This is a genomic window from Peribacillus sp. FSL H8-0477 (assembly GCF_038002765.1).
In the GTDB taxonomy this organism is placed as follows: domain Bacteria; phylum Bacillota; class Bacilli; order Bacillales; family DSM-1321; genus Peribacillus.
The window spans coordinates 1,263,294-1,289,159 of sequence record NZ_JBBODE010000002.1; the positions used below are offsets into that span (position 1 = coordinate 1,263,294).

The 25,866-nt window shown below is 37.7% G+C and carries 31 protein-coding genes; 21 read left to right on the top strand and 10 right to left on the bottom strand.

Features of this window, described 5'->3' with window-relative positions; genetic code table 11:
* The first annotated feature begins 21 nt into the window (after nt 1–21).
* The gene (locus MHI18_RS17855) at nt 22–1,065 is read left to right on the top strand and encodes a YkvI family membrane protein (RefSeq protein WP_340849328.1); all 1,044 of its coding nucleotides are present in this window, start codon (nt 22–24) and stop codon (nt 1,063–1,065) included.
* Between the two features lie 37 nt (nt 1,066–1,102).
* Here the strand turns inward: MHI18_RS17855 and MHI18_RS17860 are convergent, their stop codons facing one another.
* Together MHI18_RS17860 and MHI18_RS17865 are read right to left on the bottom strand one after the other, a co-directional pair.
* Complete coding sequence (locus MHI18_RS17860) at nt 1,103–1,816, bottom strand: hypothetical protein (RefSeq protein ID WP_340849330.1); 714 nt, start codon at nt 1,814–1,816, stop codon at nt 1,103–1,105.
* A 222-nt stretch (nt 1,817–2,038) separates the two neighbouring features.
* Entirely contained in the window at nt 2,039–2,218 is a 180-nt protein-coding gene (locus tag MHI18_RS17865; protein ID WP_040375992.1) for a YkvS family protein, read from the bottom strand.
* A gap of 323 nt (nt 2,219–2,541) precedes the next feature.
* Here MHI18_RS17865 and MHI18_RS17870 point away from each other — a divergent pair, with 323 nt between their 5' ends.
* Nucleotides 2,542–2,736 carry a hypothetical protein gene (locus MHI18_RS17870; RefSeq protein WP_340849332.1) on the top strand — a complete coding sequence of 65 codons (195 nt, stop codon included), beginning with the start codon at nt 2,542–2,544 and terminating at the stop codon, nt 2,734–2,736.
* Nucleotides 2,737–2,854: 118 nt separating this feature from the next.
* Here the strand turns inward: MHI18_RS17870 and MHI18_RS17875 are convergent, their stop codons facing one another.
* Together MHI18_RS17875 and MHI18_RS17880 are read right to left on the bottom strand one after the other, a co-directional pair.
* Entirely contained in the window at nt 2,855–3,337 is a 483-nt protein-coding gene (locus tag MHI18_RS17875) for a sigma-70 family RNA polymerase sigma factor (RefSeq protein ID WP_340849334.1), read from the bottom strand.
* A gap of 279 nt (nt 3,338–3,616) precedes the next feature.
* A complete protein-coding gene (locus tag MHI18_RS17880) occupies nt 3,617–3,979 on the bottom strand; it encodes a PilZ domain-containing protein (RefSeq protein ID WP_340849335.1) in 363 nt (120 codons plus the stop codon).
* 156 nt (nt 3,980–4,135) lie between these two features.
* On the opposite strand from MHI18_RS17880, the gene MHI18_RS17885 reads away from it, so the two are divergent.
* The 6 genes from MHI18_RS17885 to MHI18_RS17910 all read left to right on the top strand — a co-directional run bounded on the left by MHI18_RS17885 (nt 4,136) and on the right by MHI18_RS17910 (nt 9,971).
* Nucleotides 4,136–4,744, top strand: a complete 609-nt coding sequence (locus MHI18_RS17885; RefSeq protein ID WP_340849337.1) for an ABC transporter ATP-binding protein — start codon at nt 4,136–4,138, stop codon at nt 4,742–4,744.
* On the top strand, nt 4,741–5,532 hold the full coding sequence (locus MHI18_RS17890) for an ABC transporter permease (RefSeq protein ID WP_340849338.1): 792 nt from the start codon (nt 4,741–4,743) through the stop codon (nt 5,530–5,532). The genes MHI18_RS17885 and MHI18_RS17890 overlap by 4 nt, the downstream gene beginning before the upstream one ends.
* Nucleotides 5,533–5,820: 288 nt before the next feature.
* The gene (locus MHI18_RS17895) at nt 5,821–6,087 is read left to right on the top strand and encodes a phosphocarrier protein HPr (RefSeq protein WP_340849340.1); all 267 of its coding nucleotides are present in this window, start codon (nt 5,821–5,823) and stop codon (nt 6,085–6,087) included.
* The gene (gene ptsP / locus MHI18_RS17900) at nt 6,087–7,811 is read left to right on the top strand and encodes a phosphoenolpyruvate--protein phosphotransferase (RefSeq protein WP_340849342.1); all 1,725 of its coding nucleotides are present in this window, start codon (nt 6,087–6,089) and stop codon (nt 7,809–7,811) included. The genes MHI18_RS17895 and ptsP overlap by 1 nt, the downstream gene beginning before the upstream one ends.
* Nucleotides 7,812–8,268: 457 nt before the next feature.
* Nucleotides 8,269–9,048: an SDR family oxidoreductase gene (locus MHI18_RS17905; RefSeq protein WP_340849345.1), complete on the top strand. Its 780-nt coding sequence runs from the start codon at nt 8,269–8,271 to the stop codon at nt 9,046–9,048.
* A 50-nt stretch (nt 9,049–9,098) separates the two neighbouring features.
* On the top strand, nt 9,099–9,971 hold the full coding sequence (locus tag MHI18_RS17910) for an NAD(P)-dependent oxidoreductase (RefSeq protein ID WP_445670046.1): 873 nt from the start codon (nt 9,099–9,101) through the stop codon (nt 9,969–9,971).
* A gap of 60 nt (nt 9,972–10,031) precedes the next feature.
* On the opposite strand, the gene MHI18_RS17915 is transcribed toward MHI18_RS17910, so the two are convergent.
* Nucleotides 10,032–11,177 (bottom strand): aminotransferase A, encoded by a 1,146-nt coding sequence (locus MHI18_RS17915; RefSeq protein WP_340849349.1) that lies wholly within the window; start codon nt 11,175–11,177, stop codon nt 10,032–10,034.
* Nucleotides 11,178–11,310: 133 nt separating this feature from the next.
* On the opposite strand from MHI18_RS17915, the gene corA reads away from it, so the two are divergent.
* The 3 genes from corA to MHI18_RS17930 all read left to right on the top strand — a co-directional run bounded on the left by corA (nt 11,311) and on the right by MHI18_RS17930 (nt 13,970).
* The gene (corA, locus tag MHI18_RS17920; RefSeq protein ID WP_340849351.1) at nt 11,311–12,282 is read left to right on the top strand and encodes a magnesium/cobalt transporter CorA; all 972 of its coding nucleotides are present in this window, start codon (nt 11,311–11,313) and stop codon (nt 12,280–12,282) included.
* A 152-nt stretch (nt 12,283–12,434) separates the two neighbouring features.
* On the top strand, nt 12,435–12,911 hold the full coding sequence (locus MHI18_RS17925; protein WP_340849352.1) for an RDD family protein: 477 nt from the start codon (nt 12,435–12,437) through the stop codon (nt 12,909–12,911).
* A 153-nt stretch (nt 12,912–13,064) separates the two neighbouring features.
* The gene (locus MHI18_RS17930) at nt 13,065–13,970 is read left to right on the top strand and encodes a chemotaxis protein (RefSeq protein WP_340849354.1); all 906 of its coding nucleotides are present in this window, start codon (nt 13,065–13,067) and stop codon (nt 13,968–13,970) included.
* Between the two features lie 97 nt (nt 13,971–14,067).
* Here MHI18_RS17930 and MHI18_RS17935 read toward each other — a convergent pair whose 3' ends face one another.
* Together MHI18_RS17935 and MHI18_RS17940 are read right to left on the bottom strand one after the other, a co-directional pair.
* A complete protein-coding gene (locus tag MHI18_RS17935; RefSeq protein WP_340849356.1) occupies nt 14,068–14,580 on the bottom strand; it encodes a YkyB family protein in 513 nt (170 codons plus the stop codon).
* 262 nt (nt 14,581–14,842) lie between these two features.
* Entirely contained in the window at nt 14,843–15,196 is a 354-nt protein-coding gene (locus MHI18_RS17940) for a hypothetical protein (protein ID WP_340849358.1), read from the bottom strand.
* Nucleotides 15,197–15,318: 122 nt separating this feature from the next.
* On the opposite strand from MHI18_RS17940, the gene MHI18_RS17945 reads away from it, so the two are divergent.
* Nucleotides 15,319–15,672: a fluoride efflux transporter FluC gene (locus MHI18_RS17945; RefSeq protein ID WP_340850323.1), complete on the top strand. Its 354-nt coding sequence runs from the start codon at nt 15,319–15,321 to the stop codon at nt 15,670–15,672.
* Between the two features lie 9 nt (nt 15,673–15,681).
* Nucleotides 15,682–16,035 (top strand): fluoride efflux transporter CrcB, encoded by a 354-nt coding sequence (crcB, locus tag MHI18_RS17950; RefSeq protein WP_340849360.1) that lies wholly within the window; start codon nt 15,682–15,684, stop codon nt 16,033–16,035.
* Nucleotides 16,036–16,235: 200 nt separating this feature from the next.
* Here the strand turns inward: crcB and MHI18_RS17955 are convergent, their stop codons facing one another.
* Complete coding sequence (locus MHI18_RS17955) at nt 16,236–17,021, bottom strand: metallophosphoesterase (protein WP_340849361.1); 786 nt, start codon at nt 17,019–17,021, stop codon at nt 16,236–16,238.
* Nucleotides 17,022–17,264: 243 nt separating this feature from the next.
* On the opposite strand from MHI18_RS17955, the gene MHI18_RS17960 reads away from it, so the two are divergent.
* From MHI18_RS17960 to MHI18_RS17975, 4 genes are all read left to right on the top strand, one after another.
* Nucleotides 17,265–19,121, top strand: a complete 1,857-nt coding sequence (locus MHI18_RS17960; protein ID WP_340849363.1) for an SLC13 family permease — start codon at nt 17,265–17,267, stop codon at nt 19,119–19,121.
* A 128-nt stretch (nt 19,122–19,249) separates the two neighbouring features.
* A complete protein-coding gene (locus MHI18_RS17965; RefSeq protein WP_340849365.1) occupies nt 19,250–20,455 on the top strand; it encodes an EAL domain-containing protein in 1,206 nt (401 codons plus the stop codon).
* Nucleotides 20,456–20,526: 71 nt separating this feature from the next.
* The gene (locus MHI18_RS17970; RefSeq protein ID WP_340849366.1) at nt 20,527–20,757 is read left to right on the top strand and encodes a hypothetical protein; all 231 of its coding nucleotides are present in this window, start codon (nt 20,527–20,529) and stop codon (nt 20,755–20,757) included.
* Nucleotides 20,758–20,909: 152 nt separating this feature from the next.
* On the top strand, nt 20,910–21,554 hold the full coding sequence (locus MHI18_RS17975) for a DUF3993 domain-containing protein (protein WP_340849368.1): 645 nt from the start codon (nt 20,910–20,912) through the stop codon (nt 21,552–21,554).
* Between the two features lie 42 nt (nt 21,555–21,596).
* On the opposite strand, the gene MHI18_RS17980 is transcribed toward MHI18_RS17975, so the two are convergent.
* Nucleotides 21,597–21,833: a glutaredoxin domain-containing protein gene (locus MHI18_RS17980; RefSeq protein ID WP_340849370.1), complete on the bottom strand. Its 237-nt coding sequence runs from the start codon at nt 21,831–21,833 to the stop codon at nt 21,597–21,599.
* A gap of 303 nt (nt 21,834–22,136) precedes the next feature.
* Here MHI18_RS17980 and MHI18_RS17985 point away from each other — a divergent pair, with 303 nt between their 5' ends.
* From MHI18_RS17985 to MHI18_RS18000, 4 genes are all read left to right on the top strand, one after another.
* Nucleotides 22,137–22,373 (top strand): YkuJ family protein, encoded by a 237-nt coding sequence (locus MHI18_RS17985; RefSeq protein ID WP_040375978.1) that lies wholly within the window; start codon nt 22,137–22,139, stop codon nt 22,371–22,373.
* 422 nt (nt 22,374–22,795) lie between these two features.
* On the top strand, nt 22,796–22,942 hold the full coding sequence (locus MHI18_RS17990; protein ID WP_340849373.1) for a hypothetical protein: 147 nt from the start codon (nt 22,796–22,798) through the stop codon (nt 22,940–22,942).
* 121 nt (nt 22,943–23,063) lie between these two features.
* Nucleotides 23,064–23,507, top strand: coding sequence for a cyclic-di-AMP-binding protein CbpB (gene cbpB / locus MHI18_RS17995; RefSeq protein WP_340849374.1), 444 nt, complete (start codon nt 23,064–23,066; stop codon nt 23,505–23,507).
* A gap of 81 nt (nt 23,508–23,588) precedes the next feature.
* Nucleotides 23,589–25,133: an MDR family MFS transporter gene (locus tag MHI18_RS18000; protein ID WP_340849376.1), complete on the top strand. Its 1,545-nt coding sequence runs from the start codon at nt 23,589–23,591 to the stop codon at nt 25,131–25,133.
* Here MHI18_RS18000 and MHI18_RS18005 read toward each other — a convergent pair.
* Nucleotides 25,095–25,829, bottom strand: a complete 735-nt coding sequence (locus tag MHI18_RS18005; RefSeq protein ID WP_340849378.1) for a sulfite exporter TauE/SafE family protein — start codon at nt 25,827–25,829, stop codon at nt 25,095–25,097. The genes MHI18_RS18000 and MHI18_RS18005 overlap by 39 nt on opposite strands.
* Between the last annotated feature and the right edge of the window lie 37 nt (nt 25,830–25,866).

Genomic DNA, 25,866 nt, shown 5'->3' on the forward strand with positions numbered 1-25,866 from the left:
CTCTTTAGGAGGGGGGATATAATGCGTGCAAGGTGGACAGGCGCCTTCCAAATTGCTGCAGTTTATGTAGGAACGGTCGTCGGTGCGGGGTTTGCAACTGGAAGAGAAATAGCAGAGTTTTTTACTAAATATGGATTTTTAGGCTTTTTGGGAATCTTAATTGCCGGATATATATTTATTTATACGGGTTCAAAAATGATGATCTTATCGGCACGTGCTCAAGCACGGACGTATGAAGAATTTAATCGTTTTTTATTTGGGAGAAAATTAGCACCCTTTGTTAATGTTTTTTTTCTTGTTATGTTGTTAGGTGTCACAGCTGTTATGATTTCTGGGGCAGGAGCTGTGTTTGAAGAGCAATTAGGTCTCTCGAGGCTGATTGGTGTAACGGTAACCATTATCGCCGCTTCGGTTATTTTAATGCTTGGGTTAAAAGGCTTATTCCTAGTTAACTCTTTCGTTGTGCCCATTATGGTTTTCTTTAGTGTGATGCTTTGTGTTTTAACGCTCGCTGATGGCAGTATACAGCCTAGTATGCTTTTCATGCCGAGTACAGTATCAATGGACGCTGTATTTTCTCCCTTCGCCTATGCGGCGTTTAACTTGGCTTTAGCTCAAGCCATCTTAATACCAGTGGCCTATGAAGTTAAGGATGAAAAGGTTATACGTGAGGGAGCCGTTTTGGGAGGGCTTTTTTTAACACTTATTCTGCTGGCTGGGCATATATCTCTTTTGGCACTTCCCAACGTATTAACGTATGAAATACCAACAGCTGAACTGATGAAGAAAGCTGCTTCGGGATTGTACTGGGTTTTTATTTTAGTTATTTACTGCGAAATTTTCACCTCAGTTATCGGCAATATTTTTGGACTGCAGAAGCAGATAAATTCTTATATAAAACTCCCCAATTTATTGGTAACATTACTAATCTGTACGCTGTCTGTTATCATTGGTCAATTTGAATATGGTGCTCTTCTTAGTTATTTATATCCGATATTTGGTTACATTAGTTTATTATTTTTATTCTTGATTTGGCTGGCTAAATTAAATAAACCGATGCATTAAAAAAAACGGAAGACAAGTAGGTCTTCCGTTTTTTGTATTATTGTTTAATAATTGTACTGGCCATTTTAATGAAGGGATCACGATGATCTTCATCTTTGGTAGTAAATAAGGTAAGACGAGCAGGATTATTTTTATCCTTGATTAAGACGGAGGTGACGACGTCATTTCCGTTTTTTGCTTCAAATATTGAACCGTTAGGTATTGAAAAATCCCCTGCATTCAAGGTTTCTATACTTTCGGAGACGGAGCCAAGCTGGGCTTTTGCATTTTCTTCGGTTTCGTCCCAGTTTATATCAGCAGGGAGAATTTCAATTCTCATGAATACATCTTCTTTCCCTGATAATAGAAGGACATCCTTCATCGGTTCTTCAGCAGACAGTTCATATTCAGGCAATACAAACATCGTGAAATGCTGATTATCGCTTGTGTTTAGAAAAGCAGTGTTTTGTTTATTTTCCCCATTCACGCTATAGTCAATATTTTGTTCGAGAATTCTAACTTTTTCTTTCTCAGTATCTTCAACTTTTTCTTTTGTTGCATCTTCCTCTTTTTCAGTGGTTTTATCTGATGAATCCGTTTCATTACTAGAATCGGTTGATGAACCATTCTTGGTTTCGTCCGAGGATTGATTACTTTCAGTCTCTTGAGGTGTAGAATCATTGGCTGTATCCTCTTTATCGCTTGTCCCACAACCTGTTAAAATAATCATTGACAGTAACGCGCCAGTAAATAAAAAACTAATTTTTCTCATGTTTGTTTCCCCCTTGATATTATTGGTTGTCATAGAATCTGAATAAAAGCATCTCTAAAATCAATCGATTTCTGGGGAATGCTTTGACAATAATGACGCATATAAAAAGAAAAAGTTACACATTTTGCGACTTTTTCTTTTTATTTGGTATCGTGCAGAATCTAAAAACTTCTCTCAACTAGCTATCAAAGGGAAGGATAGATGTACGTAACCGTTATCATTTCATTGTTTGATAATTTTATAGTTTTTATGATTAACAACTGTTTTTTGCTCCAGATCGTAATCACGGTAATTCTCCATATAGGTAACGTCCACAATTACCGAATTTTCGTTAACTTTTTCGACAATACCTTGTAATCCTTCGCGAAATTCAATAATATTTCCCACTTCAGCCTTTTTCATCTCGACCACCCTTTACTTTTCCATTTTCTAAGTTATCGATGATGAGATCAAAAGCACCTCATCATTTGAAGACATACACTAGACAATGATTCGATTAGTCAGCTTACGTTTGAATACAGCCTAGAAACTAAATAATTTATAATACAGTTTGCACTATTTTTATCTATACGTAAAGAATTTAATTGATAATCTTGTAATTTTTACCTTAATGGCAGCCTGAAACTATTTTTTTAGACATACGGATGGATTGCTTGTCTTTCAAGGATGGCTTAAAATAGTAAAAGTGTTGGATAAGGATCTACGCACCAAAAGGAGGATCTTTGATGGAAAACCAAGAAATAGAACGAATACTGGATCAACTTGCAAATAAAGAAATCTCCGAATATAAGGTGAGTAAAGAACAGTTTATGGATTTTCGACAATTATTAATTAAACGTCCGGATTTCAAACATTTTAGAGGAATTGCCGAACACAATGCTGATATTATCTATCAGTATACAGATACGGCAAGAAGTTAATAGAAGCAGCCATTACGCTAAAATGGCTGCCCAGGCTGTCGAGACATACTCGACGGCCTTTTTATCGGTTGAACATCACCGCACAATAGTTGGGATCGTATAAGACAGACCTCCAGTTTTATTTTAGAGAGGTCCTCAATTTTTTAAGTGTTGACCTCCTCCAGGATTTGACTGCCGCGATCGTCACATTTTGTTGTTCAGCGATTTCTGAAATGGTCAACTGTGCATCAAAGGTCAAAAGCACCCAGTTTTTTTGTGATTCCGTTAACCCTTCACAATAAGCAAGAAGATATTCATGCTGAAAGGGAGTATCCTCCGTAATTAATGTATTTTCAATTTGTCCTGATCCAGGTTCAAAGGGAGATACGAGTAAGTTTGTTTTTGTTTCATCCCTCAGTCCATGTAGAATTCGGCCTTTGACCATGCTGTAGGCAATGGAAAGGAAACTACCTTTTTCTGGATTATAGAGGGAATAAGCATCCCAAAGTGCTATTAAACCAATTTGAAAATAGTCATCTTGATTTTTATAAATCATTAAAGAACGAATAATACGGTTAATCATGGGCGTATATTGCTCAGCTATAGCAGAAAATTCCTCCATATTGTGCACCTTCTGAAATATGCATATTTCATTTATTCCCGGTGTAGTAAAGGTACAAAAGAATAGATGAAATAGCCAAAGAGCAATCCAGTGGTTACAACTAAAATAACACCTCTATGGCCAGATTTTTTTAGGGAATTTGAAGGTTTGTGGAGTGAAAACCAAGAATTCAGACAAATAAGGTTTAAATCGGAATATTTCGTTCGACAAGAGTTGATATGCTGCATGTAAGTGTCCATATAAAAAACTCCGCCAGTGCATATATGCATGTTGAGGGAGTTAGACTTTTTTACTTTTATTATATTTTTTTAATTCTTCAATGATTCGTTTGTTAATGAGTGGATCGTCATGAAAGATAAACCCATATGTATGCTTTTTATACCCTTCTTGTTTCCAAACGATATGCCCGGAACGGATAAATTCTTCTTCATTTATAGAGAACGTAAGAACTAGCTCCATTTCGTTTGATTTGGGTATATCAAGGATGGATTGAAATTTAACGCCGCGCGGACTAATATCAAGCAGTTCCATCTGGCCTTTCCGACTTAGCCCATTTACCCCTCTTAAGCGTGTGATACTGAAAAAACCTGATATAGGGGGGGTGAATGTAAATCGAAATGGTTCGTCACGATTATATTTCATAAGTATTCCTCCACATTTTGTTAATCGTAATCTATTGTAATATAACGCACTACATATGGAAATTAATTCTTGCTAAATCCTTCGGTTTTTTCAATTTATCAATTAAATTATACTTATGGGAAGGAGATGTGGATTGTGTTTTTGTTGGAAAAGGTAGTGTATTTAGATATTGTAAACATTCAGCAAATGAAAATAAATGAAGGACTTATTACGACTTTAGTAGGTGCAAGTGGTTCGGGTAAAACCACGCTGCTTCGTTTATTGAATAGGATGACAACTCCGACAAGCGGGAGAATAACCTATAAAGGCCGAAATCTTGAAGAATTAGACCCTGTCGAACATAGAAGAAAAGTGTCCATGCTTTCCCAGACACCGTTAATCTTCGACGGAACAGTGGAAGATAACCTACAGATTGGGTTGCAGCTTACTGAAAAAAAACCAGTATCTTCAAATCAGTTAATGGCTGTAATGGAAACAGTATTATTGGAGAAGACATTAAAAACAGATGTTCAAAAACTTTCGGGCGGAGAAAAACAGCGCTTGGCATTGGCCCGGATTCTGCTTCTAGAACCAGAAGTTTATTTACTGGACGAGCCAACTTCTGCCTTAGATGAAGAGTCCGAATTACTGGTCATGGATCGATTTTTTCAAGCTGTACAAAAAACAGAAGGGTCAGTAATCATGATTTCTCACTCGAAAATACTGGCGGACGTTTATTCTGAACAGCAGATAATCATACAAAAAAGTTGCTCCGTGAAGGGATGAATATGGAAAGACAAGGAATAATAGATATAGAGTTTTGGCGATTGATGGCTGCTTATTTTTTTGTTTTAGTCTTATTGATTATTGTTAGGTGGAGAGGGATTGCACGTGAAAAACAAATCATTATCGCAACATTCCGTATGACGATCCAACTTGTACTTGCAGGGTATGTATTGACATACCTATTTGAATACCCGAATCCCCTGCTCACGACGTTATTCTTAGCTGCAATGTCGCTATTTTCTATTTATACCATTTTTAAGAGTACTGGTTTTCCGCTTAGCAATAAGATAAAAGGAGTAATCGCTCTTTCGATGCTATGCGGTCCACTTTTTGCACTGTTGTATTTTAACAGTATCGTTATTCACTTTAAGCCATGGTATGAACCACGTTATTTTATCCCGATAGCCGGAATGATTGTCGGAAATGCGATGACAGGTATAACATTAGCTCTAAAAAGTCTTCTCGATAACTTAAAAGGACATCGTGATAAGGTTGAAGGAGCATTAATGCTCGGTGCTGCACCTGCCAAAGCAAGTAAGATATATGTTGATAAAGCATTTGATTCTGCAGTATTGCCTACACTCAACAATATGTTAGGGATGGGCATTATTTTCCTGCCTGGCATGATGACAGGGCAAATGCTGTCTGGAATCAGCCCATTAGTAGCGATTGAATACCAAATTGCCATTTTGCTTGGAATTCTTGGCAGTGTATCATTAACGGTTATTCTATTTATTATCCTCGGATACCGTGCATTCTTTAACAAACACGCACAGTTGGATGTCTGATACGCAGAATTCAGCCGCTCTTAGAATTTAGTATAATCGCGTAAAGTTGTAATAAAATTCAGTATAAAAAGACAAATTAAATTTACACGCTTTTTTAAGAGATAAAAATTGTCGGATGACTCAAGGAATGCTATTCTGTAGAGGGGTTAGTAGTAATTTTGTGCTATGAGTCAACTGTAAATGCTTTCATTTCCAATGTGTTCCTTCATATGGAAATCTAAGTGATTTTTAAATAGTTGACTTTGATAAGAAGAACCCAATTAACTTATATGAAGGAGAATGATCAACATGGTCGAAAAATCATTTAAAGTAATCGCTGAAACAGGAATTCACGCTCGTCCAGCAACACTACTTGTACAAGCTGCGGGTAAATTTGATTCAGATATTAATCTTGAGTTTAATGGTAAAAAAGTAAACCTTAAATCTATTATGGGCGTAATGTCTCTTGGAATTGGTAAAGATGCTGAGATTACAATTACTGCTGAAGGTAGTGACGAGCAGGATGCGCTTCGTACGCTGGCTGATACTTTGAATAAAGAAGGTTTAGCTGAGTAATGTCATCATTATTAAATGGGATTGCCGCTTCAAATGGTATTGCAATTGCTAAAGCGTATCGCTTGATTGAACCAGAACTAAGCACATCAAAACGGACAATAGAAGTTCCAGCTGATGAGCAAGCACGGTTCAGAGCAGCCATTGAAACGTCAAAACAAGAACTTGAAAGCATCCGAGATAAAGCAGAAAAAGATTTGGGTGCAGATAAAGCAGCTATTTTTGAGGCGCATTTGCTTGTTTTATCTGACCCAGAACTCTTGACTCCCATTGAAGATAGAATTAAGTCTGAAAGCATAAATGCTGAGTTTGCTCTTAAAGAAACAGCAGATATGTTTGTTATGATGTTTGAACAAATGGACAATGAATATATGCGAGAGCGCGCAGCGGATATTCGTGACGTTACTAAGCGTGTCCTTGCACACTTATTAGGCGTTCAAATTCCTAATCCTAGCATGATTGCAGAAGAAGTAATCGTCATTGCAGAAGATTTAACTCCTTCTGATACAGCACAGCTGAATCGTCAATTTGTTAAAGGGTTTACTACTGATGTAGGTGGAAGAACTTCTCACTCGGCAATTATGGCTCGTTCTATGGAAATTCCTGCAGTGGTTGGAACAAAAGCAGCAACAGCAGAAATTCAGAACGGTGATTTAGTCATTGTTGATGGATTAACAGGGGTTGTTCATATTAATCCTACTCCAGAATTAGTAAAGCGCTATGAAGATGAATATACAGCGTATGAAGCACAAAAAGCTGAATGGGCTAAACTTGTAAATGAGCCGACTATTTCTGTTGACGGTAAACAAGTTGAATTGGTTGCTAATATCGGAACACCTAAAGATATTACAGGTGTTATTCAAAATGGTGGTGAAGGTGTAGGCCTTTATCGTACTGAATTCTTGTATATGGGCCGCGATCAGCTTCCAACGGAAGATGAACAATTTGAAGCGTATAAAGCTGTGTTAGAAGGTCTTTCAGGAAAACCAGTTGTTGTACGTACACTTGATATCGGTGGAGATAAGGAACTTCCTTACTTGAACTTGCCGAAAGAAATGAATCCTTTCCTTGGTCACCGTGCAATTCGGTTATGCCTTGAAGAACAGGAAATATTCCGTACACAGCTTCGTGCTCTTCTTAGAGCAAGCTCATTTGGAAACTTGAAGATTATGTTCCCTATGATTGCCACGCTGGGTGAGTTCCGTCAGGCGAAAGCCATTCTTGAAGAAGAAAAGCAAGAGCTTCTAAAAAATGGTGTGTCTGTTTCAGATCATATCGAAGTGGGAATCATGGTTGAAATTCCTTCAACGGCTGTAATGGCTGATACTTTTGCTAAAGAAGTAGATTTCTTTAGTATCGGTACAAATGACTTGATCCAATATACAATGGCAGCGGATAGAATGAACGAGCAGGTTTCTTACCTGTATCAACCATATAATCCAGCTATTTTACGTTTGGTCAAGATGGTTGTTGATGCAGCTCATAAAGAAGGAAAATGGGCAGGTATGTGCGGCGAAATGGCAGGGGATGAAGTTGCGATTCCGTTGTTATTAGGTCTTGGACTTGATGAGTTCTCTATGAGTGCTACATCAATTCTAAAGGCTCGCTCACTGATTACTAAATTGTCACAATCAGAGATGGAATCATTAGCTGTATCTGTATTAGCTATGGATACCAATGATGCTGTTAAAGCTGCTGTTGAAGAGGCAGTTGCTAAGTTTAATTAAAGGTAAAAACCCAATCAACAAATGTTGATTGGGTTCTTTATATTTATTTTCAACAAAATGTTTAGAGCATGTAACAGTGGGTATTAATAGAGCAAGCACAGTTGTTTTAGTATGGTAAAAGCAGCTGACATTCTCATTTTCCCCCTTTTAACCGGCTAAGTGCCGGTTTTTTTTGAGGATTAATTTTTCTTGAAAAGTTCACGGGTAAAAAGTCCAATAAATCCAAACATACATATGCCTAGTAAATAATATAGAAACATCTTCTTCACCCTTTCACAAACATTCTTTGTCTCTAACATACATCGTTTTACACAAGATAGAAATAAAAAATACAAATAGTCACAAAAAATCCATTTTTAGAAAAGTGTGCTTAACATTATCTGATTTTTCGCTTAATATTTAATGGAGTTAAGCTATACTAATGTAATCATACGGTAAAGGAAATGGAGGAAGAACAATGGATTTAGGTTTACGTAATAAACGTGCGCTTGTTATTGCTTCAAGTCAAGGTCTTGGAAAAGCAATTGCTGCTGAATTGCTTAAGGAAGGTGCAGACGTTATGCTGGCGAGCAGAAATGAAGAGAAACTCGCAGCAGTTCAAAAGGAATTAACGGGTTTGGGAGGGAGAGTCTCTTTTAAAACAACTGATATTACAAAGCCTGATGAGGTGGAAGCTTTGGTCAAACAAACTGCTGATGAGTTTGGCGGTTTTGAGATTCTAGTGAATAATTCTGGAGGCCCGCCTAGTGGATTGTTTAGTGAAATGACAGATGAAGATTGGCAAAAATCGTTTGAACTTAATTTATTGAGTTATATTCGCGTTATTCGAGCAAGCCTTCCTTATTTGCGTAAGGATGGAGGAAAAATCATAAATATTGCGTCGTCTGCGATAAAAGAACCTCTGCCTGGCTTAATTTTATCAAATACCTTTAGAACTGCAGTTGTGGGTCTAGCAAAGACACTTTCTGTTGAATTAGCACCTGATATTATGATTAATACCCTTGCACCTGGTCGGATTGCTACGGATCGACTGGCGCAATTAGATGCCATTACTGCAGGTAAACAAGGGATCACGATTGAGGAAGTAGAGAAACAAGTAAGTGCAAAAATACCAATGAAACGATATGGTCATCCAGAAGAGTTTGCCAAGTTTGCAGCCTTCTTGCTTTCAGATGCAAATTCCTATATTACAGGTCAAGCCTTCTTGGTTGATGGTGGTAATGTCAGGTCAATATGACTCATTGGGTAACCTAAAAAAGTGAAAAAGCAGGAGTGAGATAATTGGAGATAGTAAAAGAGAAAACAATAATTGGTTTTATCGGTACAGGCGTGATGGGAAACAGTATGGCCCGGCATATTATGAACGAAGGGTTCAAACTTATCGTATATACAAGATCCAAAGAAAAGGCTCAAGATTTGCTGGAAAATGGAGCAAGATGGGCCATTTCACCTGAAGAGCTTGCACAACAGGCAGATGTGATCATTTCAATGGTTGGTTATCCAAAAGATGTTGAAGAAATCTATTTAGGTGAGAAAGGAATCTTAAAAAATAGTGGACGAACTAAATATGTTATTGATATGACCACCTCAACCCCTTCTTTAGCTGGTAAGATTTATGAAAAGGCACTTGAAGCAGGAGTGAAGGCGCTTGACGCACCTGTTTCTGGTGGAGATATTGGGGCAAGAGAGCGTAAGTTAACGATTATGGCCGGTGGTTCGAAAGATGACTTTGAGGATATTAAAAGTATATTAGAGATTTTTGGTACAAATATTATCTATCAAGGTGAAGCTGGGGCTGGTCAACACACAAAGATGTGTAATCAAATTGCGATTGCTTCGAACATGATTGGCGTTGCTGAAGCAGTCGTCTATGCAAAAAAAGCAGGTCTTGATCCGGAAAAAGTGTTACAGAGTATTTCCGCAGGAGCTGCAGGAAGCTGGTCACTATCTAACCTTGCGCCTAGAATGATTAAAGGTGATTTTGCTCCTGGATTTTATATCAAACATTTTATTAAGGATATGGGGATAGCTCTAGAAGAAGCAGAAAAAATGCAGATGGATGTTCCGGGATTGAAGCTGGCAAAATCGCTATATGAAGAGCTTGCAGAAGCAGGGGAAGAAAGCAGTGGTACACAAGCGATATTAAAGCACTGGTCATAATAAAAGATAAAGACGAGCTTGTTGCTGCATAAGCTCGTCTTTATCTTTTTAGTAGTTAGTCTAATTAGAAAGAAATGTTTCCATACGGTTCATAGCTTCTATAAGTGTATCCATTGAGTACGCATAAGATAAACGGAAATACCCTTCACCAAGCTCAGAAAAGGCATTGCCTGGAACAACTGCTACGCCTGCTTTTTCTACTAACTCGAGACAAAATGAAAGTGATGTGCTGAAACCTTCAGGCAATTGAATAAAGAAGTAAAAAGCCCCATCCGGCTTGATAACATTCAGGTTCATATCGAGCAGCCGATTATATACATAGTCTCGTCGTTTAGCGTATTCCATTTTCATTGGGACGGCATCATCGTAACCATCTGTAACTGCGGCTAGAGCAGCACTTTGTGAAATGGATGAAGCGCAGGTAACATTATATTGATGAACTTTGAGAATTTCTTGAGCGATTACAGCAGGGGCAAATAAAAAACCAATTCGCCAGCCTGTCATGGAATGAGATTTAGACAAACCATTTAAAACAATTGTCTGCTGTCTAAGGTATGATGCAATGGAGGTATGTTCTTTTTCATAAACGAGCTCACTATAAATCTCATCTGCAAGAATGAAAATCTCTTTATCCTTGATGAGCGCTGCAATATCCTGCAATTCCTCAGCAGTAAGCGTTACTCCTGTTGGATTAGAAGGATAAGGAAGCACAATACAGCGCGTATTTGGTGTGAGTAACCCTTCGATAATATCAGCTGTCATACGGAAACCAGTTTGAGTTATATCAGCATATATCGGAGTTGCTCCGCACATCTTAATAATAGGTTCGTATCCAGGATATACAGGTCCAGGCAAAATGACTTCAACTCCTGGTGTCAGAATCGTCCGGAAGGTGATATCAATGGCTTCACTAGCACCGCTCGTTACAATAATTTCTTGGTCTGGGTCATACTGCAGCTGATATTTACCAGAAATATATGCTGAAACAGCTTTTCTCAGCTCAATATCGCCTGCATTATGTGTATACACGGTATAATTATTATCAATGGCTTGTTTAGCAGCTGTTTTAATATGATCAGGAGTAGGAAAGTCAGGCTGACCTATGGTTAATGAAATCATATTCTTGTTTCCAGATACTAAATTATAAAATTTTCTAATTCCTGAGATTTCAACTTTTTTTACGAGTGGGTTAAGTAAATGATCCATGTTAAGTGCCCCCTTTTTAGCTACTACTTATTTTAGCACTTTAACGAGGTGAATTTCTATCGTTAGACGAAACAACTGTTAAACTAGACGTTAAACCATTTATTTAATAGAAAACAGCTAAGGATTTGATGACTTGATAAATACGTTTGTTATTACTAAAGATCATAAAATGATTATAGATTGTCCGCTAGAAGAAGTGAAAAAAGATCATGTCGAATGGTACTGGGTAGATTTTAACCAGCCTTCAAAAAGTGAAATCGAACAATTAGCTGCTTTTTTTCAGTTTCATCCCTTAGCTATTGAGGATTGCTTAGATCATTATCAGCAGCGGCCGAAGCTTGATTTTTATGATGGCTATGAATTTTTAGTCATCCATGCGCTTGAAAAAAAACGACTAAATGCCGTGGAACTGGACATGTTCGTCGGACATGACTTTATTGTCACCTTTCATAAAGAAGCGATTATAGAGATAGAGGAAATCTGGAACAAGGTTACCCAAAGTCAACAGCCATTGAAAGGCCCCTTCTTTTTAATGCATGGAATTATCGATAAGCTGGTGGATGAATATTTCCCGTTAATATATCACATGGAGCGGGAATTAAACGAGATTGAAGATAATCGGGCCAATAAAAACATAAGTCATTTAATGGATCGTTTATTTGATTTACGATCAGATCTATCAATATTCAGAAAAACTATTCTTCCGATGCGCGACTTGTTATATCGTATGGTTCATTCTGACAGACTGAAATTCTTAACTGATCAGCATCTATATTTCAATGACGTTTATGATCATTTATTGAAACTTTCAGAAATGCTTGATTCGTATCGTGATTTTTCTTCAGATATTAGGGACAGTTACCTCTCAGTTAATTCAAATAATATGAATGAAACAATGATGACATTAACGGTTATTACAACAATCTTTATGCCATTAACTTTTATTGCAGGAGTTTATGGTATGAACTTCAAAAATATGCCGGAACTTGAATGGCATTATGGTTATTACATAGTTCTTGGGGGCATGGGTGGAATTGCGTTGTGTATGTTTATGTACTTTGTCAAAAAAAATTGGTTGACCATCAATCGGAAAAACAGGAAATAAGGATGAAACTTAGCGAAAAAAATGATAAAAATCAGTGTCTATTTTCCTATTTTTTCGATTATTAATGAAGATTTTGGTAAAAATAATGCTGTTTTGTTACAATTAATATGCAATTATTAGTAGATAACTAGGGTTAAAGGAGGAAGGGTTTTATGAGTAAAGTAGCTGTAAATGACTATGGGAATATAAGCGAGAGGTATGGAGGATTTTGGGTTCGAGTGGCTGCTTCAATCATTGATGGAATCATTATCACAGTTCCAATGAGCGTTCTTTTCATTATTTATAGCTTTATTACGGCGCCGGAGGAGGGTACTGCTACTGATGAAGAATTGGTGACAATGCTTCTTGGATACACCGTTATTTACATTATCGCGTTAATAGGTATAGCATTATATTATATTTTGACAACTGCGTCGAAAATGCAAGGTACTGTTGGGAAAAAAATAATGGGGTTAAAAGTAGTAGATTTGAATGGGAATCGTCTTACCTTTGGTCGAGCAACCGGCAGATATTTTGCAACTATACTGTCAGGGATGATTTTTAACATTGGATATTTAATGGCTGCTTTTACGGAAAAAAAACAAACGCTGCATGATATGATAGCTAGTACATTAGTTGTAAAAAAATAAATTTAACAAAAAAGCCGGTTTCTTACATAGAAATCGGCTTTTTTTCTTAAATCCCTTAACATGAGGTCTATTTATTCCGATTTATATAAAGAAAGATCTACTGATTGGATCAAATAGATCGTTAAATTGAAACATGAAGATTGGAAGTGCGAGATGGAAAATAGACAAGGAATCCTGCTGGAAAGCGGGACCAATGAATTGGAAATTGTAGAGTTCGGAATTGGGTCAAATAAATTTGGGATTAATGTTATTAAAGTGAAGGAGATTATCAATCCTGTACCAGTTACCTTTGTCCCGCATACGCATAAAAATGTTGAAGGACTGATTGAGTTACGGGGAGAAGTGCTCCCAGTCGTTAATGTTGCTGAAGCACTAGGGTTTCCCCCTTCGAAGAACCCAAGTCAAGATAAGTTTATCGTTTCAGAATTTAATCAACAAAAAATAATTTTTCATGTTCATACAGTCACTCAGATTCACAGGCTTTCCTGGAACCAAATAGAAAAACCTTCTGAGATGTTTCAAGGGCTTGAAAGTCAGACGACCGGAGTCATTAGGTTGAATGGGGAAATGCTCTTACTGTTGGACTTCGAGAAAATAGTAGTGGATATTAATCCGGATTCAGGAATTAATAGTAAACAGGTAAAGAAGTTAGGGAAGAGGGAGCGGTCGAATAAACGAATCGTCGTCGCTGAGGATTCACCGCTTTTAAGGCAGCTTTTACATGACACATTAACAGAAGCGGGTTTTGAAAACCTCGAATTTTTTGAGAACGGTAAAGATGCTTTAAATTATTTGGAGAATTTGATTGAAGCTGGGGAAAATGCGGTTTCTGATGTAAAGTTGGTCATAACAGACGTTGAAATGCCTCAGATGGATGGACATCATTTGACCAAACGAATTAAAGAGCATAAAGAGTTAGCGAAAGTGCCTATCATTATTTTTTCTTCTTTAATCACGGAAGATCTTCGTCATAAAGGGCAGCTTGTGGGAGCAGACGCACAGGTTAGTAAGCCAGAAATTGCAGAATTGATTTTATTGATTGATGAACTTATTTTATAAAAATAAATAAAAAAGAAAAAAATCGGGCAATGCTGCGCCGATTTTTTTCTTTTTGGAGAGTATTAGGGAAAGTTAAACGTTTAGGAGATAGCAAAAGCTAACGTGATTTATATCCTTTTCCTAAAAATGACGAAAGAAATGTATTTTCGTATTTTTGATTTTGCTGCCGGCGTGATGGTTGAGTAGGTTTGCCGGAATTCACATTGGACATTTTTGTCTCGACTGCCTGTCCAATATACGTTTGCAAAATTAATTTCGCACGTGATAAGGATAATACAGCTTTCGGGTTTCGAACGGATGAAGAGCGGTTCCCGAGGTGAGGAAGGGTTTTTAAATCATCCCTGGTAGGAGGAAGATGGAAGATATAATCACCACATTGGATAATTACATCAGATTGTTGTGCAGAAAACTTAGGGTTATCAGAAAAGTGAAGACCTAACTTTTTTGCTTTCCCCTCGCTTAATAATTTTAGTATGGTCAGGCGCTTTAATTCATATAAAGCTTTGGGTTCAGGTGCTGTCTTAGCATGTTTATTAACAATAAAAATAGCTTGGGCAAGAGTGTTATCGGATGGGGAAGTTTGCTCCCGTTGCCCGGTTGTTGGTTTCATATAGAAACTCCTTTCCTAAAATGCTGGTGCCTTGCAGTACATATTATACCATTATCACTATTGAAAGGAAGGGAAGAAAAAAAAACAGTGAAATTAATTGGAGGGAAAGAGATGAAAAGGAGAAATATAATTAGCTTAGTTAGCTGTCAATGTACAGCAAATCTAGATCATAGAGCAAAATTAGAGGGGGATTAAAAAAAGAAAGGCTGTCGAAGTTTTTCGCCAGCCTGCAGTTGGTGCGGGTTGTTAATTATTGATTGCTTTATCTCCCAGTACCAGTATAGATGTTAATATTATCTGTGACTGCCTGCTGGGTTCCGAAGGCTGTGGGATAACCTTGGGGAGGATATCCTTGATAGCCGGGGTAACCGCCTTGATACCCTTGCTGGTACCCAGGCGGATAGCCAGGATAAGGCTGCGGAGGATATGGATATGGATAAGGCGGCCGGTTATATAACAATGCACCGCCGGCGAGTGCTCCGCCAGCCAAACCAGCTACAAATGGAAGAAGTAATGGGAAAAATGGAAGAAATCTCCCGTTCTGGGGAGGCGGGTAGCCATTTCTCATGTACTGCTGTTGATAGACAGGAGAAAATGCTGGATAGGGGGAGTGCATGAAAAGACCTCCTTTTTTATAGTTCTTTTCATTCTATGATATTTTCAATGAATAGAGCCTGTTTATACTGATTCTGCTATAATGTAAGAATGAATATATGAAATGGACGTGGATTGGGAATGCTGAAAAAGTATTTCTTTGTCGGAATTGGCGGTGCTTTAGGTTCTTTCCTACGTTATGGAGTAAATGTATTTATCCATATGTCAGTCTTTCCTTTAGCTACTTTATGTGTCAACCTTATCGGAACCTTTACCCTAGGGATGCTGACAGGGTACTTTTCAAAAAGAAAGCAGCCAGTGCCCTTGTTTCTAGGTACGGGTTTATGCGGTGGTTTTACGACAATGTCGACTTTCACAGCGGAATCGATACAGTTACTTGAAACGTCCTTTTGGCTATCAAGTTTGTATATCAGTGCTACTTTAATCCTAGGAATCAGTTTCGGTTTATTAGGGATTTCTATTTCTTCAAAAAGGTGAGGTACAGGGATGATAGATATTTTGGCAGTACTGATTGGAGGGTTTATTGGTGCTGTGGCAAGGTATGGTATAAGTTCTTACCTATCCAGAAAAATGACTACCAGTTTTCCTTGGGGAATTTTGTCTGTTAATTTACTTGGTGCACTAGTCATTGGCTTTGTATTTCCCGAAAACGGTGAAGTTACGAAAACCGCTGAATTATTATTGATTACTGGTGTTCTAGGCGGATTTACTACTTTTTCTACGTTTGGTATAGAGTCTATTGAATTACTTAAAAAAGGGAGTTACCTGCATCTTGCTATCTATATGATAGTCACCGTTGTCGGGGGAATGCTGCTCTTTTCTGCAGGCTACCTACTTTAACTAGCCAATTAAACGTAAACTAATTAGAAAAGCTCATAAAAAATGCCATGGAATTATCCATGGCATTTCTGTGACGAAACACATAATTGCATTAATAAGGAGAAAAGCTGTTTTTCTATTACCAAACTAATGATATAATTCATTAGAATGGGACTTTAGTAGTGGATTAGGCCTGAATGCTTATTTTTACGGATTTTCTTTTATTCTTTCTGCAATTCGTATAAAGTTATTTCAGGTCGAGAAAGAAAACGATAGGGCAGCCTAGTTGTGCCTAGGCCTCTGTTGACATGCAGAACCATGTTTTGTATGTCATACGTACCTTCTGTATACTTTTCAGCATAAGGCGGAGTAACTAATGCCCCTGCTAAAGGAATCTGGATTTGTCCCCCATGACTGTGACCACTGAGCTGCAGCTGAACATTATAGTTAACAGCCGTATCAGCTAAATCAGGTGCATGAGATAAAAGAATAGTATACACATTATCTGGAATTCCCGACAGCGTACTCTTAAAATCTGGTCGGCCAAGCATGGCGTCGTCAATACCAGCTAAATAAATGGCTTCACCACTCAGAAGTGATAGTTTAGAATGGGCATTTTGAAGGACTTTAAAATCAGACTTCTCCATAATATTACGATAAATTTCAGAACCATTTCCACCATGGTCATGGTTTCCATATATACAATATTTACCGAAAGGTGTTTTGATTTTCTTTAAATAAGGAATGATTTCTTCAGGCATGGGATATTCGTTTGGGTGATCCATGAGGTCGCCGCTGAATATCATAACATCAGGATTAAGCTTTTCCATTTTGGTAATAACAGAGGTTAAATCTTTAATCTGAAACTGAAATCCAAGATGTGTATCACTAAATTGAACGATTTTAAAACCATTAAAGCCTTCAGGAATTAATTTGTGCTTGATCGTTATTCGTTTGATATCGATCCAGCCAGGCTCGATATCATGGGCGTAATAATGGCCCCCCATACCTATTCCTGTAATGCTTAATAAAGTTCCTGCAGATTTTTTTAAAAAAGATCTTCTCGACATATTTTTTTTCACTATTAATCAACCTATTCTGTAAAAATATTACTACCTCATACTAACAAAGAATAATCATAAAAAGAAGAATATGTTGTTTTTTATTGCATTTTAATCAAAGTATAAGCTTTTTGTGAACCGCAAATAAAGCAATATGTGCGATTTTGAACATCTTTACGGGGGTACTTTATGACTACGCAGTCAATGCTTTTACCGATTATCATCCTGTTATGTGTCTTTTCACTATTTATCTATGGAAAATTCCGAGCAGATATAGTTGCACTTGCTGCTATGCTGCTTCTGGGCATAATCGGCATTTTAGAACCTATGGAACTATTAGCTGGATTTTCTAATCCAATCACGATTATTCTTGCCAGTCTGTACATAGTAGGCGCTGGTGTATTTAATACTGGACTCGTTGAGAAAATTTTTCATCCGCTCTTGAAATGGAGTGGAGGCAGTGAGCGGAGATTAATGGTCGTTATTATGCTTTCAGCCGGGTTCTTAGGAGGCATCCTAAGCAGTACAGGGATAGTTGCAATTATGCTCCCTATTGTGATGAGTACAGCTCTCAAGCAGCGGAGAAGTCCTTCGAAATTTTTAATTCCTTTAGCTTTTGCAAGTGGATTAGGAGGGCTCCTGACAGTAGTAGGTACACCATCTAACTTAATCATAAATGATGTGCTGACAAAAAATAATTATGAGCCATTAGCCTTTTTTTCATTGACGCCAATTGGTCTTATTACGCTCCTGGCCGCTCTTTTATTAATTCTGTTTATGGGCAAAAAGCTGCTTCCTCACCAGCATTTGGCTGCCAAGAGCAGCGGGAAAGATTTATCAGCTGGTGAATTAGCTGGGATGTATAAGGTATATGATAGACTTCACTATCTCCAAATTCCCCAGCACTCTGATTTAGTAGGTGAAAGGCTTTCAGATTTGGTGCTCCCTATTAATTATGAGATTACTGTAATTGAAATTAAACGAAAATCTAAAGATAAACAGTTGGGGCTGCTTTCTAAAAATCAAAATTTGTCGGCAAAAGCAGACGAAGTGTTTCATCCAGACGATATAATCTTAGTGTTTGGTGAAGCAGAAGCAGTAACTCGTCTGACAGTGGATTATGAATTAGAAACACGGCCTTTTAATCAAGAAGAAGTAAAAAAACATTTGGCTAACAGTAAATTTGGGATGACGGAAATTTTAATTATGCCTCATTCTGATTATGAAAATCAGACCTTGCGAGATATTCATTTTCGGGAAAAATATCAATGCAGTGTACTAGCTATTAATCGTAAAGGTGAATATATTCAAGCTGATCTTGGTACCGAGATATTAAAACCAGGAGATGCACTGCTCATCCATGGTGAATGGGTGAATATTGAAATGATTTCGGCTGACCTGCAAGATATTATTGTTCTGGGCAGTGCAACAGAAGAAAATGATTATGTTCAGGAAGCGAAAGCACCAATTGCTGCCTTTATCGTGGTACTTATGATTCTTTTGCTTGCCTTTAACGTCATTCCTCAGGTTTATACTATTTTAATGGCAGCATTTCTTATGGTGATTACTGGGTGTGTTCGATCGATGGAAGAAGCGTACCAGAGAATCAACTGGGAATCGATTATTCTTCTAGTCGCGATGTTCCCGCTCATGGCTGCTTTTGAAAAGAGTGGAGGTTTGATTCAGGTAAGTATCTGGATTGAACAAATCATTGGAGATGCCGGCCCTTATAGTTTATTAGCATTACTCTATATACTGACCTTGGTAGGTGTTCAATTCGTCTCCAATATTGCGATAACAATGTTTATAGCTCCAATTGCATTTACTGTGGCCGTCAACATGCATTATAGTCCAGTACCTATTTTAGTATGTGTAACAGTGGCTGCTGCTCTGGCGTTCTCTACCCCTAGAGCATCCTCAACAAATGCACTGGTAATGACAGCTGGTGACTATAATTATAAAGACTTTGCCATTGTAGGAATAGGAATACAAGTCTTAATTGGTCTTATTGTAATTGTGACCATCCCGTTCTTTTTCCCTTTTTAAGAAAAAGGAAAGTCCCGAAAAATCCGTACCTTTATGGTGCGGATTTTTTTTATGTATTATTTTGAATTTTCGTACCAGTCAACTAATGATATACTTTTTATGTAGAGATGATGATAGGGGGGAACGTCTTGAATTCAGATGATTTACTAGCTAACCTTGACCGGGTTCAGCCTTTTTTTCAACCTATTTTCAGTGCTGATGAGCATCGTGTGGCAGGGTTTGAAATATTGGGCCGATATCAAACTGAAACCGGTTATCAGAGCCTGGGACCGTTTTTCCTTGATAGCAAAATTCCAATGGAATATCGAAATGAAGTGGATAATTATTTACTGGATAAAGCATTAGCCACCCTTTCCGCTAAAGAAGGGGATTATTTAATCTTCATTAATCGAGATCCCAATTTGCTGATGGTCGACCACGGAGAACAATTTTTATCCATTATCCAAAAATATTTTCAGGGTGATGCCGTTTCACGGATTGTTCTGGAATTATCGGATACCGATTATGAGGAGATTCTTGATTCGTTACAGCATGTACTGTCGTATTATAAAACGTTTGGCATGAAAATTGCGCTTGATCATAATGGCGCAGAAAGCAAGATGGATCGAATTGCGCAAATATCACCTCATATTTTAAAGGTGAATTTAGAACAGCTGCGAAAAACGAGCGGTGAAGTTACACAGGTCATTCTATTTTCTTTAAGTTTTTTAGCGAGAAAAATTGGGGCTAATTTGTTATTTGAACATATCGAAAGCCAATATCAATTAAGGTATGCATGGAAAAACGGCGGTCGTTATTATCAAGGGTTTTTACTTGCAAAACCTGAACTTGAGCTGGTTGACCGGGATATATTACGTGAAAATTTCAAGAAAGAATGTCATGGTTTTATCACTTTGGAAATGAAAAAGCTGGAAAATGTCTATCAATTAACCAATAAATTTAATGAAGACATGAAATCCTTTATGGTGAAACACAAAAAAACGGCAGGCTATGGAGAATGGCTCCATACTTTGGCTGAAAAAATTGAATCGATGTCTTTCCGTCTTTATATTTGTAACGAAGAAGGATTTCAAATTTCACCTAATATCCTGAAAAAAGAAGGAAACTGGATTGTTCAGGAAACATATATGGGGAAAAACTGGAGCTGGCGTCCGTATTTTCTTGAAAATATCGTTGAGATGAAGCATGAAAAAAAGGGAATACTGTCTGATTTATATAGTGACATCGAATCAGGGGAAACCATTCGAACGTTCTCCTTTCCGCTCGATCATAACAGCTATTTATTTATCGATCTTTCTTATGATTATTTGTATGAAAATGATGATTTATTATAATCATCTGTTTAATGCATAAACCAGGGGATCATGTGTCAAGCTATAGGAAACAAATGATGGGAGAGTAATCATTGAGTACCTTTATTTGGATCTTATGCATCTTGGTAGTCATCATTATTCTATATTCTCTTTACTATAGCCTCGTGGTTCTTAAGACACAAAAAGATAAAAAAGGAGAACTAGATCCCTCTGTTGAAGGGGCTGCTCGTGAACACCCGTATGTATTAAATCCGATTTTCCTTGCACTAATTGTTGCTGCAGTAGTAGTGGCCGGCTTTATTTTTTATTATGTCTTTAAATAACTTTTCTACTTGCAGGATAAACCCTGCAAGTTTTTTTTATCCTTTCATGGAACCCACCGTGTTAGAGAAACTGAAAGAAAGACGTTTGCCTTCTAGACAAGCGGGTACATAATTAATAACTTACCGTTCCAACACAACTTAGGAGGCGAATTATGAATAAATTCCGGGCATTATTTGCAGGTGTATTCCTATTTAGTCTGTTTACCTTGGCGCAGACAACTTCTGCTGAGAATATACATAGAGATGAAGTCTTTACAACACTTGAAAAAGCTTTCAATCAACAAGTAGAGATCAGCGAGAAAGCAAGAACCATCCGAGAAATTGAAGAAAAACTGAAACCGTATTTTACGAATGAAATGATTAATAAATTCATTAAAGAAAATGTTGTAAAAGTGGATGACGGCTATGCTACTTTAGGATCTGATTCAGCAGAAAACTATATTCCATTCTTTAGCTATGATGACCATACAACCATTGAAAGTAAGGACGAAGACAAGCTGGTGATTAGTGAAGATTTGGCTGAACATTCAGAGGGGCCGATAACGTATACAAATTCTGAAACCGTAATATTGGTCAAACACCAAGGAAAGTGGAAGGTGCATCAAATAAATTTTGATACTGAAAAAAAGCAGGAAAACAACCAAGTAAAGGATGAAGAAATTAGCAGTAAATCTACAATAGAAAAAGTAAATACAGAAACACTAGGATTTAGTATTCTTCCGCACAGTCTTGTAATTTCCTTAAATCGTTTTCAATTACAAGCTTTCTCAACCATTGACGATATTCTCCTAAAATAAAATCCAAGCCCAATTTGGGGGCTTGGATTTTATTTTTGACGTTTAGTCTATGGATAGTGCTTTTTTCATTTTGTCTATTTCAAAACCAATAATGACTTCATCTTTAATAATGACAGTTGGAGTTGAATATGATCCATACTTATTAGTCAGTTCATTCATCGCTGCAGAATCTGCGCGGATATCTTTCTCCGTATACGTGATGTTATTTTCTTTAAAAAACAGTTTAACAATTTTGCATGGCGGGCAGTCTGGTTGAGTATAGAGTACTACGTCAGTCATTGTTCAGAACCTCCAGATAAAAGTAATAGCCTTATTATTATAGAAGAAATTGACGAACTTGAATAGAAAACCGTATCAGCATCTTTTTCTTGTTTACACTGGAGGAGTTTTAATGAAAGTTATTGGGGTGAAATCCTCCTAATAACTGTTTATTATAGGCAGCCAATTAATGTGTGAAAATTGTCTGTCCGATTATACCAAAGTTTTTTAAGATTCTGAAATTAAAACATGCGTGTTATTGGATAGTTTTTTGTGATATAGTGAAACCTATCGAATAGGTTTTTATTAGAAGGGAGTGGGAGTATGTCTCAATTACAGGGCATTCTTACCAGATTGAAAAGTTTACAAGAGCAGGCGAAGGAAACCGAATCTGCAGAGCGTTTTTTTGAAATAGATGGAGTGAAAAAATGCCAGGTTACATATTTCAGCAAAACGGAAATGTTTGAATTAGAAGTGTTTAGTGATAAGAACAAGTCTTCTAAATATCAATTTGATAACATTGATATGATTACAATTGAAATCTTTGATCTTTTACTGTAAAGCATCACAAATAGAAAAACAGCCTGATGTACTATCAGGCTGTTTTTTTGTTTAGCATGTCTTTTTCTGCTAATCAACAAATTATTTTTTACTGGAAACATGTGGTATAATTAAAGCCCATATCCGTCGAAGATACAATTCTAACGGCATGGGAGAGATTTAGGAACCATCAAGAGCTTGCAAGTTTATTACTTTTAGCAAAATTCTTGTGTTCGAAAGAGGTGGGCAATGGGTTTATATCTCATTTTGGTATTATTATTTTTTGGGGTGCTTTTGTTGTGGGCAGAGCTCATTTTCGCGAAAAGAGAATTAGCTGCTATTCGGCAGACACTTGAAAGAATAGAGACTAATCTGACTAAGAAATCCTAGTAATAGGTATTTATTTCACTTTCTGCTGTATCCTAAAGCAGGAGGGCTGAAAAATGAAAATGCCTGAATGTGTATGTCCTTTGTGCAACAAAACGAATGATTTGAATAGAGTGATAACGGCACAATCAAATCAAAATGTGATTTATAAATGTTTAGAGTGTGAGTATACACTTCGTAACATCCAGGTAAGTAAAGGGTAATGAAACAGCATTGAAACGGCTTACAACATTTATGTTTCAAAGTAAGAATCTTTCCTTTTCCTATGTTACACTAGAACTGTAAGAAAAATATGACTACTTTTATTAGGTAAGGAGTTTTGACATGATTGGTATTCATGATGGGAATTTACTCGACTATAGCGTGAAAGACATGATGATACCTTCTGAAAGGGTTGCACACGTCCAAGTGACGAATAACCTGGAACATACCCTGCTGGTACTGACTAAAAGCGGGTATACAGCCATTCCAGTGTTAGACCCAATGTATAAACTACACGGTCTTATCAGTACACCGGCAATCCTTGAGTCTATCTTAGGCCTGCAGCGAATTGAGTTCGAGGAACTTGAAAACAAAAAAGTTTCTGAGATTATGACCATTACGATTCCGCATCTTCATATTGAAGATAAAATAAAAAAAGGGCTTGAACTATTAATTGATCATCCTTTTGTTTGTGTGGTTGATGAAGATGGAATATTTGAAGGAATTTTAACGAGAAGAGCAATCTTGAAAAAAGTTAATCGAGATCTTCTGGATGCTGCTAAATAGGCAAACATAACGCTCCCTTTACCGGGGGCGTTATGTTTGCCTTCTGGAAAAATACATATTGAGTTATAGAGGGTGAACGAAGTGCAACAGACAGCAAGAAAAAACAGTGGAGAAAAGGTGACAAAGCGTACCTTTGTGCTGGCTGCAGTGATGCTGGCTATGTTCATGAATGCCATCGAGGGAACAATCGTATCTACAGCGATGCCTGCAATTGTTGGAGACCTTGGCGGGTTTTCTTTGTATAGCTGGGTGTTTTCAAGTTACTTGCTTATGAATGCAGTTACGGTTTTAATATATGGAAAACTTTCTGACCTATTTGGCAGAAAACCAATTTTACTTATTGGAATCATTATCTTTTTAATCGGCTCTGTCTTGTGTGGGTTTGCCGATTCGATGCATGAATTGATTTTATTTCGTTTTATACAGGGTTTTGGTGCTGGTGCAATTGCTCCGGTGGCATCGACCATTATTGGTGATATATATGTCAAACAAGAACGTGCCAAGGTTCAAGGATACCTTTCAAGTGTCTGGGGAATATCGGCTGTTTTGGGGCCGGCACTTGGAGGGATTCTGGTTGAAAGCGTCACTTGGCGGCTGATTTTTTGGATTAACATCCCGCTTGGTATCCTTTCGATGTGTTTATTGTGGTTCTTTCTTCACGAAAAAGTGGAAAAGAAAAAGGCAGTCATTGACTATAGCGGCGCAGTACTATTAACGGTATCGATTTCGTCTTTCATGATTATTCTTGTTCAGGGGGGCGTAGAGTGGCAATGGACTTCTGCTCCGATTATCAGTTTAATTATCCTGGGTGTTAGTGCATTTTCCTGCTTCATTTGGCAGGAAGGCAGGACTCCAGAACCGATGATGCCGTTTGAAATTTGGCGTGAACGCTCTATTTTAATCGCAAATATCGTCTCACTGGCAACAGGAATTATGTTGATCGGATTTTCCAGCTTCTTGCCGACATATGTACAAGGTGTCATGGAACGATCTCCAACAGTCGCAGGCTTTACATTGACGGCGATGTCCATCGGCTGGCCTATTGCTTCAACCTTAGCCGGAAGTCTGTTAATGAAAATCGGCTTTAAAGCGACTTCGCTTTTAGGCGGAGGGTCACTCATTTTCGGCAGTTTACTGTTAGCCTTTATGCCTGCAGGCGCTGGTCCTTTATATGCAGCTACTGGATCCTTTTTTGTAGGAGTAGGAATGGGGTTCACGTCTACCTCGTTTATAGTTATGATTCAAAGTACAGTAAGCTGGGAACGACGGGGTATTGCAACAGCATCCAATATGTTTATGAGGAACCTTGGAAACACGATAGGAGCTGCTTTCTTAGGCGGTGTCATGAACAGTAGTTTTCAATCGTACCTCAACCAACATGCAGGAAGTGAAGAGCCTTTATCTATTGATGCGGCCAATCAACTGCTTGATCGTGAGGAACGTATGTTACTGCCCAATGAAACCGTACAACTCCTTCAGGAGGGGTTGTCTGCAGCACTGCATAACGTCTATCTAATTGTCCTGCTATTTGCCGCTCTGAGTATGGTATTCCTTTTATTTATACCGAGAGGAAGCAAGCAGACTGACTTAAAAAAGAAGGCGGTATATAAGCTGGATGATAAGTAATATGGTGACACTGTGGAGAATGAGATGAAGATAGGAAGTAGAAATCCTTCTTGCTGCAAAAATGGCTGTTTGAGCACCGCCGAGAGAACCGAGTGCATAAAAGACGGCCATTTCCCACATGAAGTTTCCTGCTGCTAAGTAAGTAATAAATGCGGCAAGACAGCTGATAAAGGTTTGAAATCTCGTCAAGGCAAGTGATTTAAGATAAGCCGCTCCACTATTTAAGAAGGTATACATGAGGAGAGTGGCTTGTCCTGGACCGAACATGCCATCATACACACTTATGCCGAAAAGCCCAGGATATGTTTTTTTGGGAAGCGACCAGCTGTGTGACTCCTTGACCTGAGGTTTCTTAAGAATACTGAGAAAAAAGGCAGAAACCAATAAAAGGATGGCAATGATATTCATTGTGTTTTCACTAAGAGAATTAGCAAGTAATCCCCCGATGAGACCGCCTAACAGAGCAAAGGGGATTAAGGTAGAAACATCATAGAATGTTAATTCTTTTTGTTTAATCAGTACAAAAAAGCTAGAGAAGGAAGCAAAAATGTTTGAAAATTTAGCTGTTGCAATGACACTGTGTATAGGAAAACCAAGTAAAAGCATAGCTGGCATGCCGATCATTCCGCCGCTGCCAGCCAAAGTGCCAATAAAGGAAGCCAAAAATCCAATGAGTATAAGTAAAGCCTCTGTCATATCAATCCCTCTTTTCCACTTAATTATATCGGCAATC

What these genes read in the sequence shown, in the direction of transcription:
- MHI18_RS17980 (WP_340849370.1), bottom strand. Translation starts at nt 21,833, where the DNA reads ATGACTGACGTAGTACTCTATACTCAACCAGACTGCCCGCCATGCAAA.
- crcB (WP_340849360.1), top strand. Translation starts at nt 15,682, where the DNA reads ATGATAGATATTTTGGCAGTACTGATTGGAGGGTTTATTGGTGCTGTG.
- MHI18_RS17940 (WP_340849358.1), bottom strand. Translation starts at nt 15,196, where the DNA reads ATGCACTCCCCCTATCCAGCATTTTCTCCTGTCTATCAACAGCAGTAC.
- MHI18_RS17880 (WP_340849335.1), bottom strand. Translation starts at nt 3,979, where the DNA reads ATGAAATATAATCGTGACGAACCATTTCGATTTACATTCACCCCCCCT.
- cbpB (WP_340849374.1), top strand. Translation starts at nt 23,064, where the DNA reads ATGATTGGTATTCATGATGGGAATTTACTCGACTATAGCGTGAAAGAC.
- MHI18_RS17855 (WP_340849328.1), top strand. Translation starts at nt 22, where the DNA reads ATGCGTGCAAGGTGGACAGGCGCCTTCCAAATTGCTGCAGTTTATGTA.
- MHI18_RS17870 (WP_340849332.1), top strand. Translation starts at nt 2,542, where the DNA reads ATGGAAAACCAAGAAATAGAACGAATACTGGATCAACTTGCAAATAAA.
- MHI18_RS17930 (WP_340849354.1), top strand. Translation starts at nt 13,065, where the DNA reads ATGGAAAATAGACAAGGAATCCTGCTGGAAAGCGGGACCAATGAATTG.
- MHI18_RS17975 (WP_340849368.1), top strand. Translation starts at nt 20,910, where the DNA reads ATGAATAAATTCCGGGCATTATTTGCAGGTGTATTCCTATTTAGTCTG.
- MHI18_RS17915 (WP_340849349.1), bottom strand. Translation starts at nt 11,177, where the DNA reads ATGGATCATTTACTTAACCCACTCGTAAAAAAAGTTGAAATCTCAGGA.
- MHI18_RS17990 (WP_340849373.1), top strand. Translation starts at nt 22,796, where the DNA reads ATGAAAATGCCTGAATGTGTATGTCCTTTGTGCAACAAAACGAATGAT.
- MHI18_RS17935 (WP_340849356.1), bottom strand. Translation starts at nt 14,580, where the DNA reads ATGAAACCAACAACCGGGCAACGGGAGCAAACTTCCCCATCCGATAAC.
- MHI18_RS17860 (WP_340849330.1), bottom strand. Translation starts at nt 1,816, where the DNA reads ATGAGAAAAATTAGTTTTTTATTTACTGGCGCGTTACTGTCAATGATT.
- MHI18_RS17890 (WP_340849338.1), top strand. Translation starts at nt 4,741, where the DNA reads ATGAATATGGAAAGACAAGGAATAATAGATATAGAGTTTTGGCGATTG.
- MHI18_RS17925 (WP_340849352.1), top strand. Translation starts at nt 12,435, where the DNA reads ATGAGTAAAGTAGCTGTAAATGACTATGGGAATATAAGCGAGAGGTAT.
- MHI18_RS17905 (WP_340849345.1), top strand. Translation starts at nt 8,269, where the DNA reads ATGGATTTAGGTTTACGTAATAAACGTGCGCTTGTTATTGCTTCAAGT.
- MHI18_RS18005 (WP_340849378.1), bottom strand. Translation starts at nt 25,829, where the DNA reads ATGACAGAGGCTTTACTTATACTCATTGGATTTTTGGCTTCCTTTATT.
- MHI18_RS17875 (WP_340849334.1), bottom strand. Translation starts at nt 3,337, where the DNA reads ATGGAGGAATTTTCTGCTATAGCTGAGCAATATACGCCCATGATTAAC.
- MHI18_RS17865 (WP_040375992.1), bottom strand. Translation starts at nt 2,218, where the DNA reads ATGAAAAAGGCTGAAGTGGGAAATATTATTGAATTTCGCGAAGGATTA.
- MHI18_RS17955 (WP_340849361.1), bottom strand. Translation starts at nt 17,021, where the DNA reads ATGGGGGGCCATTATTACGCCCATGATATCGAGCCTGGCTGGATCGAT.
- MHI18_RS17985 (WP_040375978.1), top strand. Translation starts at nt 22,137, where the DNA reads ATGTCTCAATTACAGGGCATTCTTACCAGATTGAAAAGTTTACAAGAG.
- MHI18_RS17960 (WP_340849363.1), top strand. Translation starts at nt 17,265, where the DNA reads ATGACTACGCAGTCAATGCTTTTACCGATTATCATCCTGTTATGTGTC.
- MHI18_RS17895 (WP_340849340.1), top strand. Translation starts at nt 5,821, where the DNA reads ATGGTCGAAAAATCATTTAAAGTAATCGCTGAAACAGGAATTCACGCT.
- ptsP (WP_340849342.1), top strand. Translation starts at nt 6,087, where the DNA reads ATGTCATCATTATTAAATGGGATTGCCGCTTCAAATGGTATTGCAATT.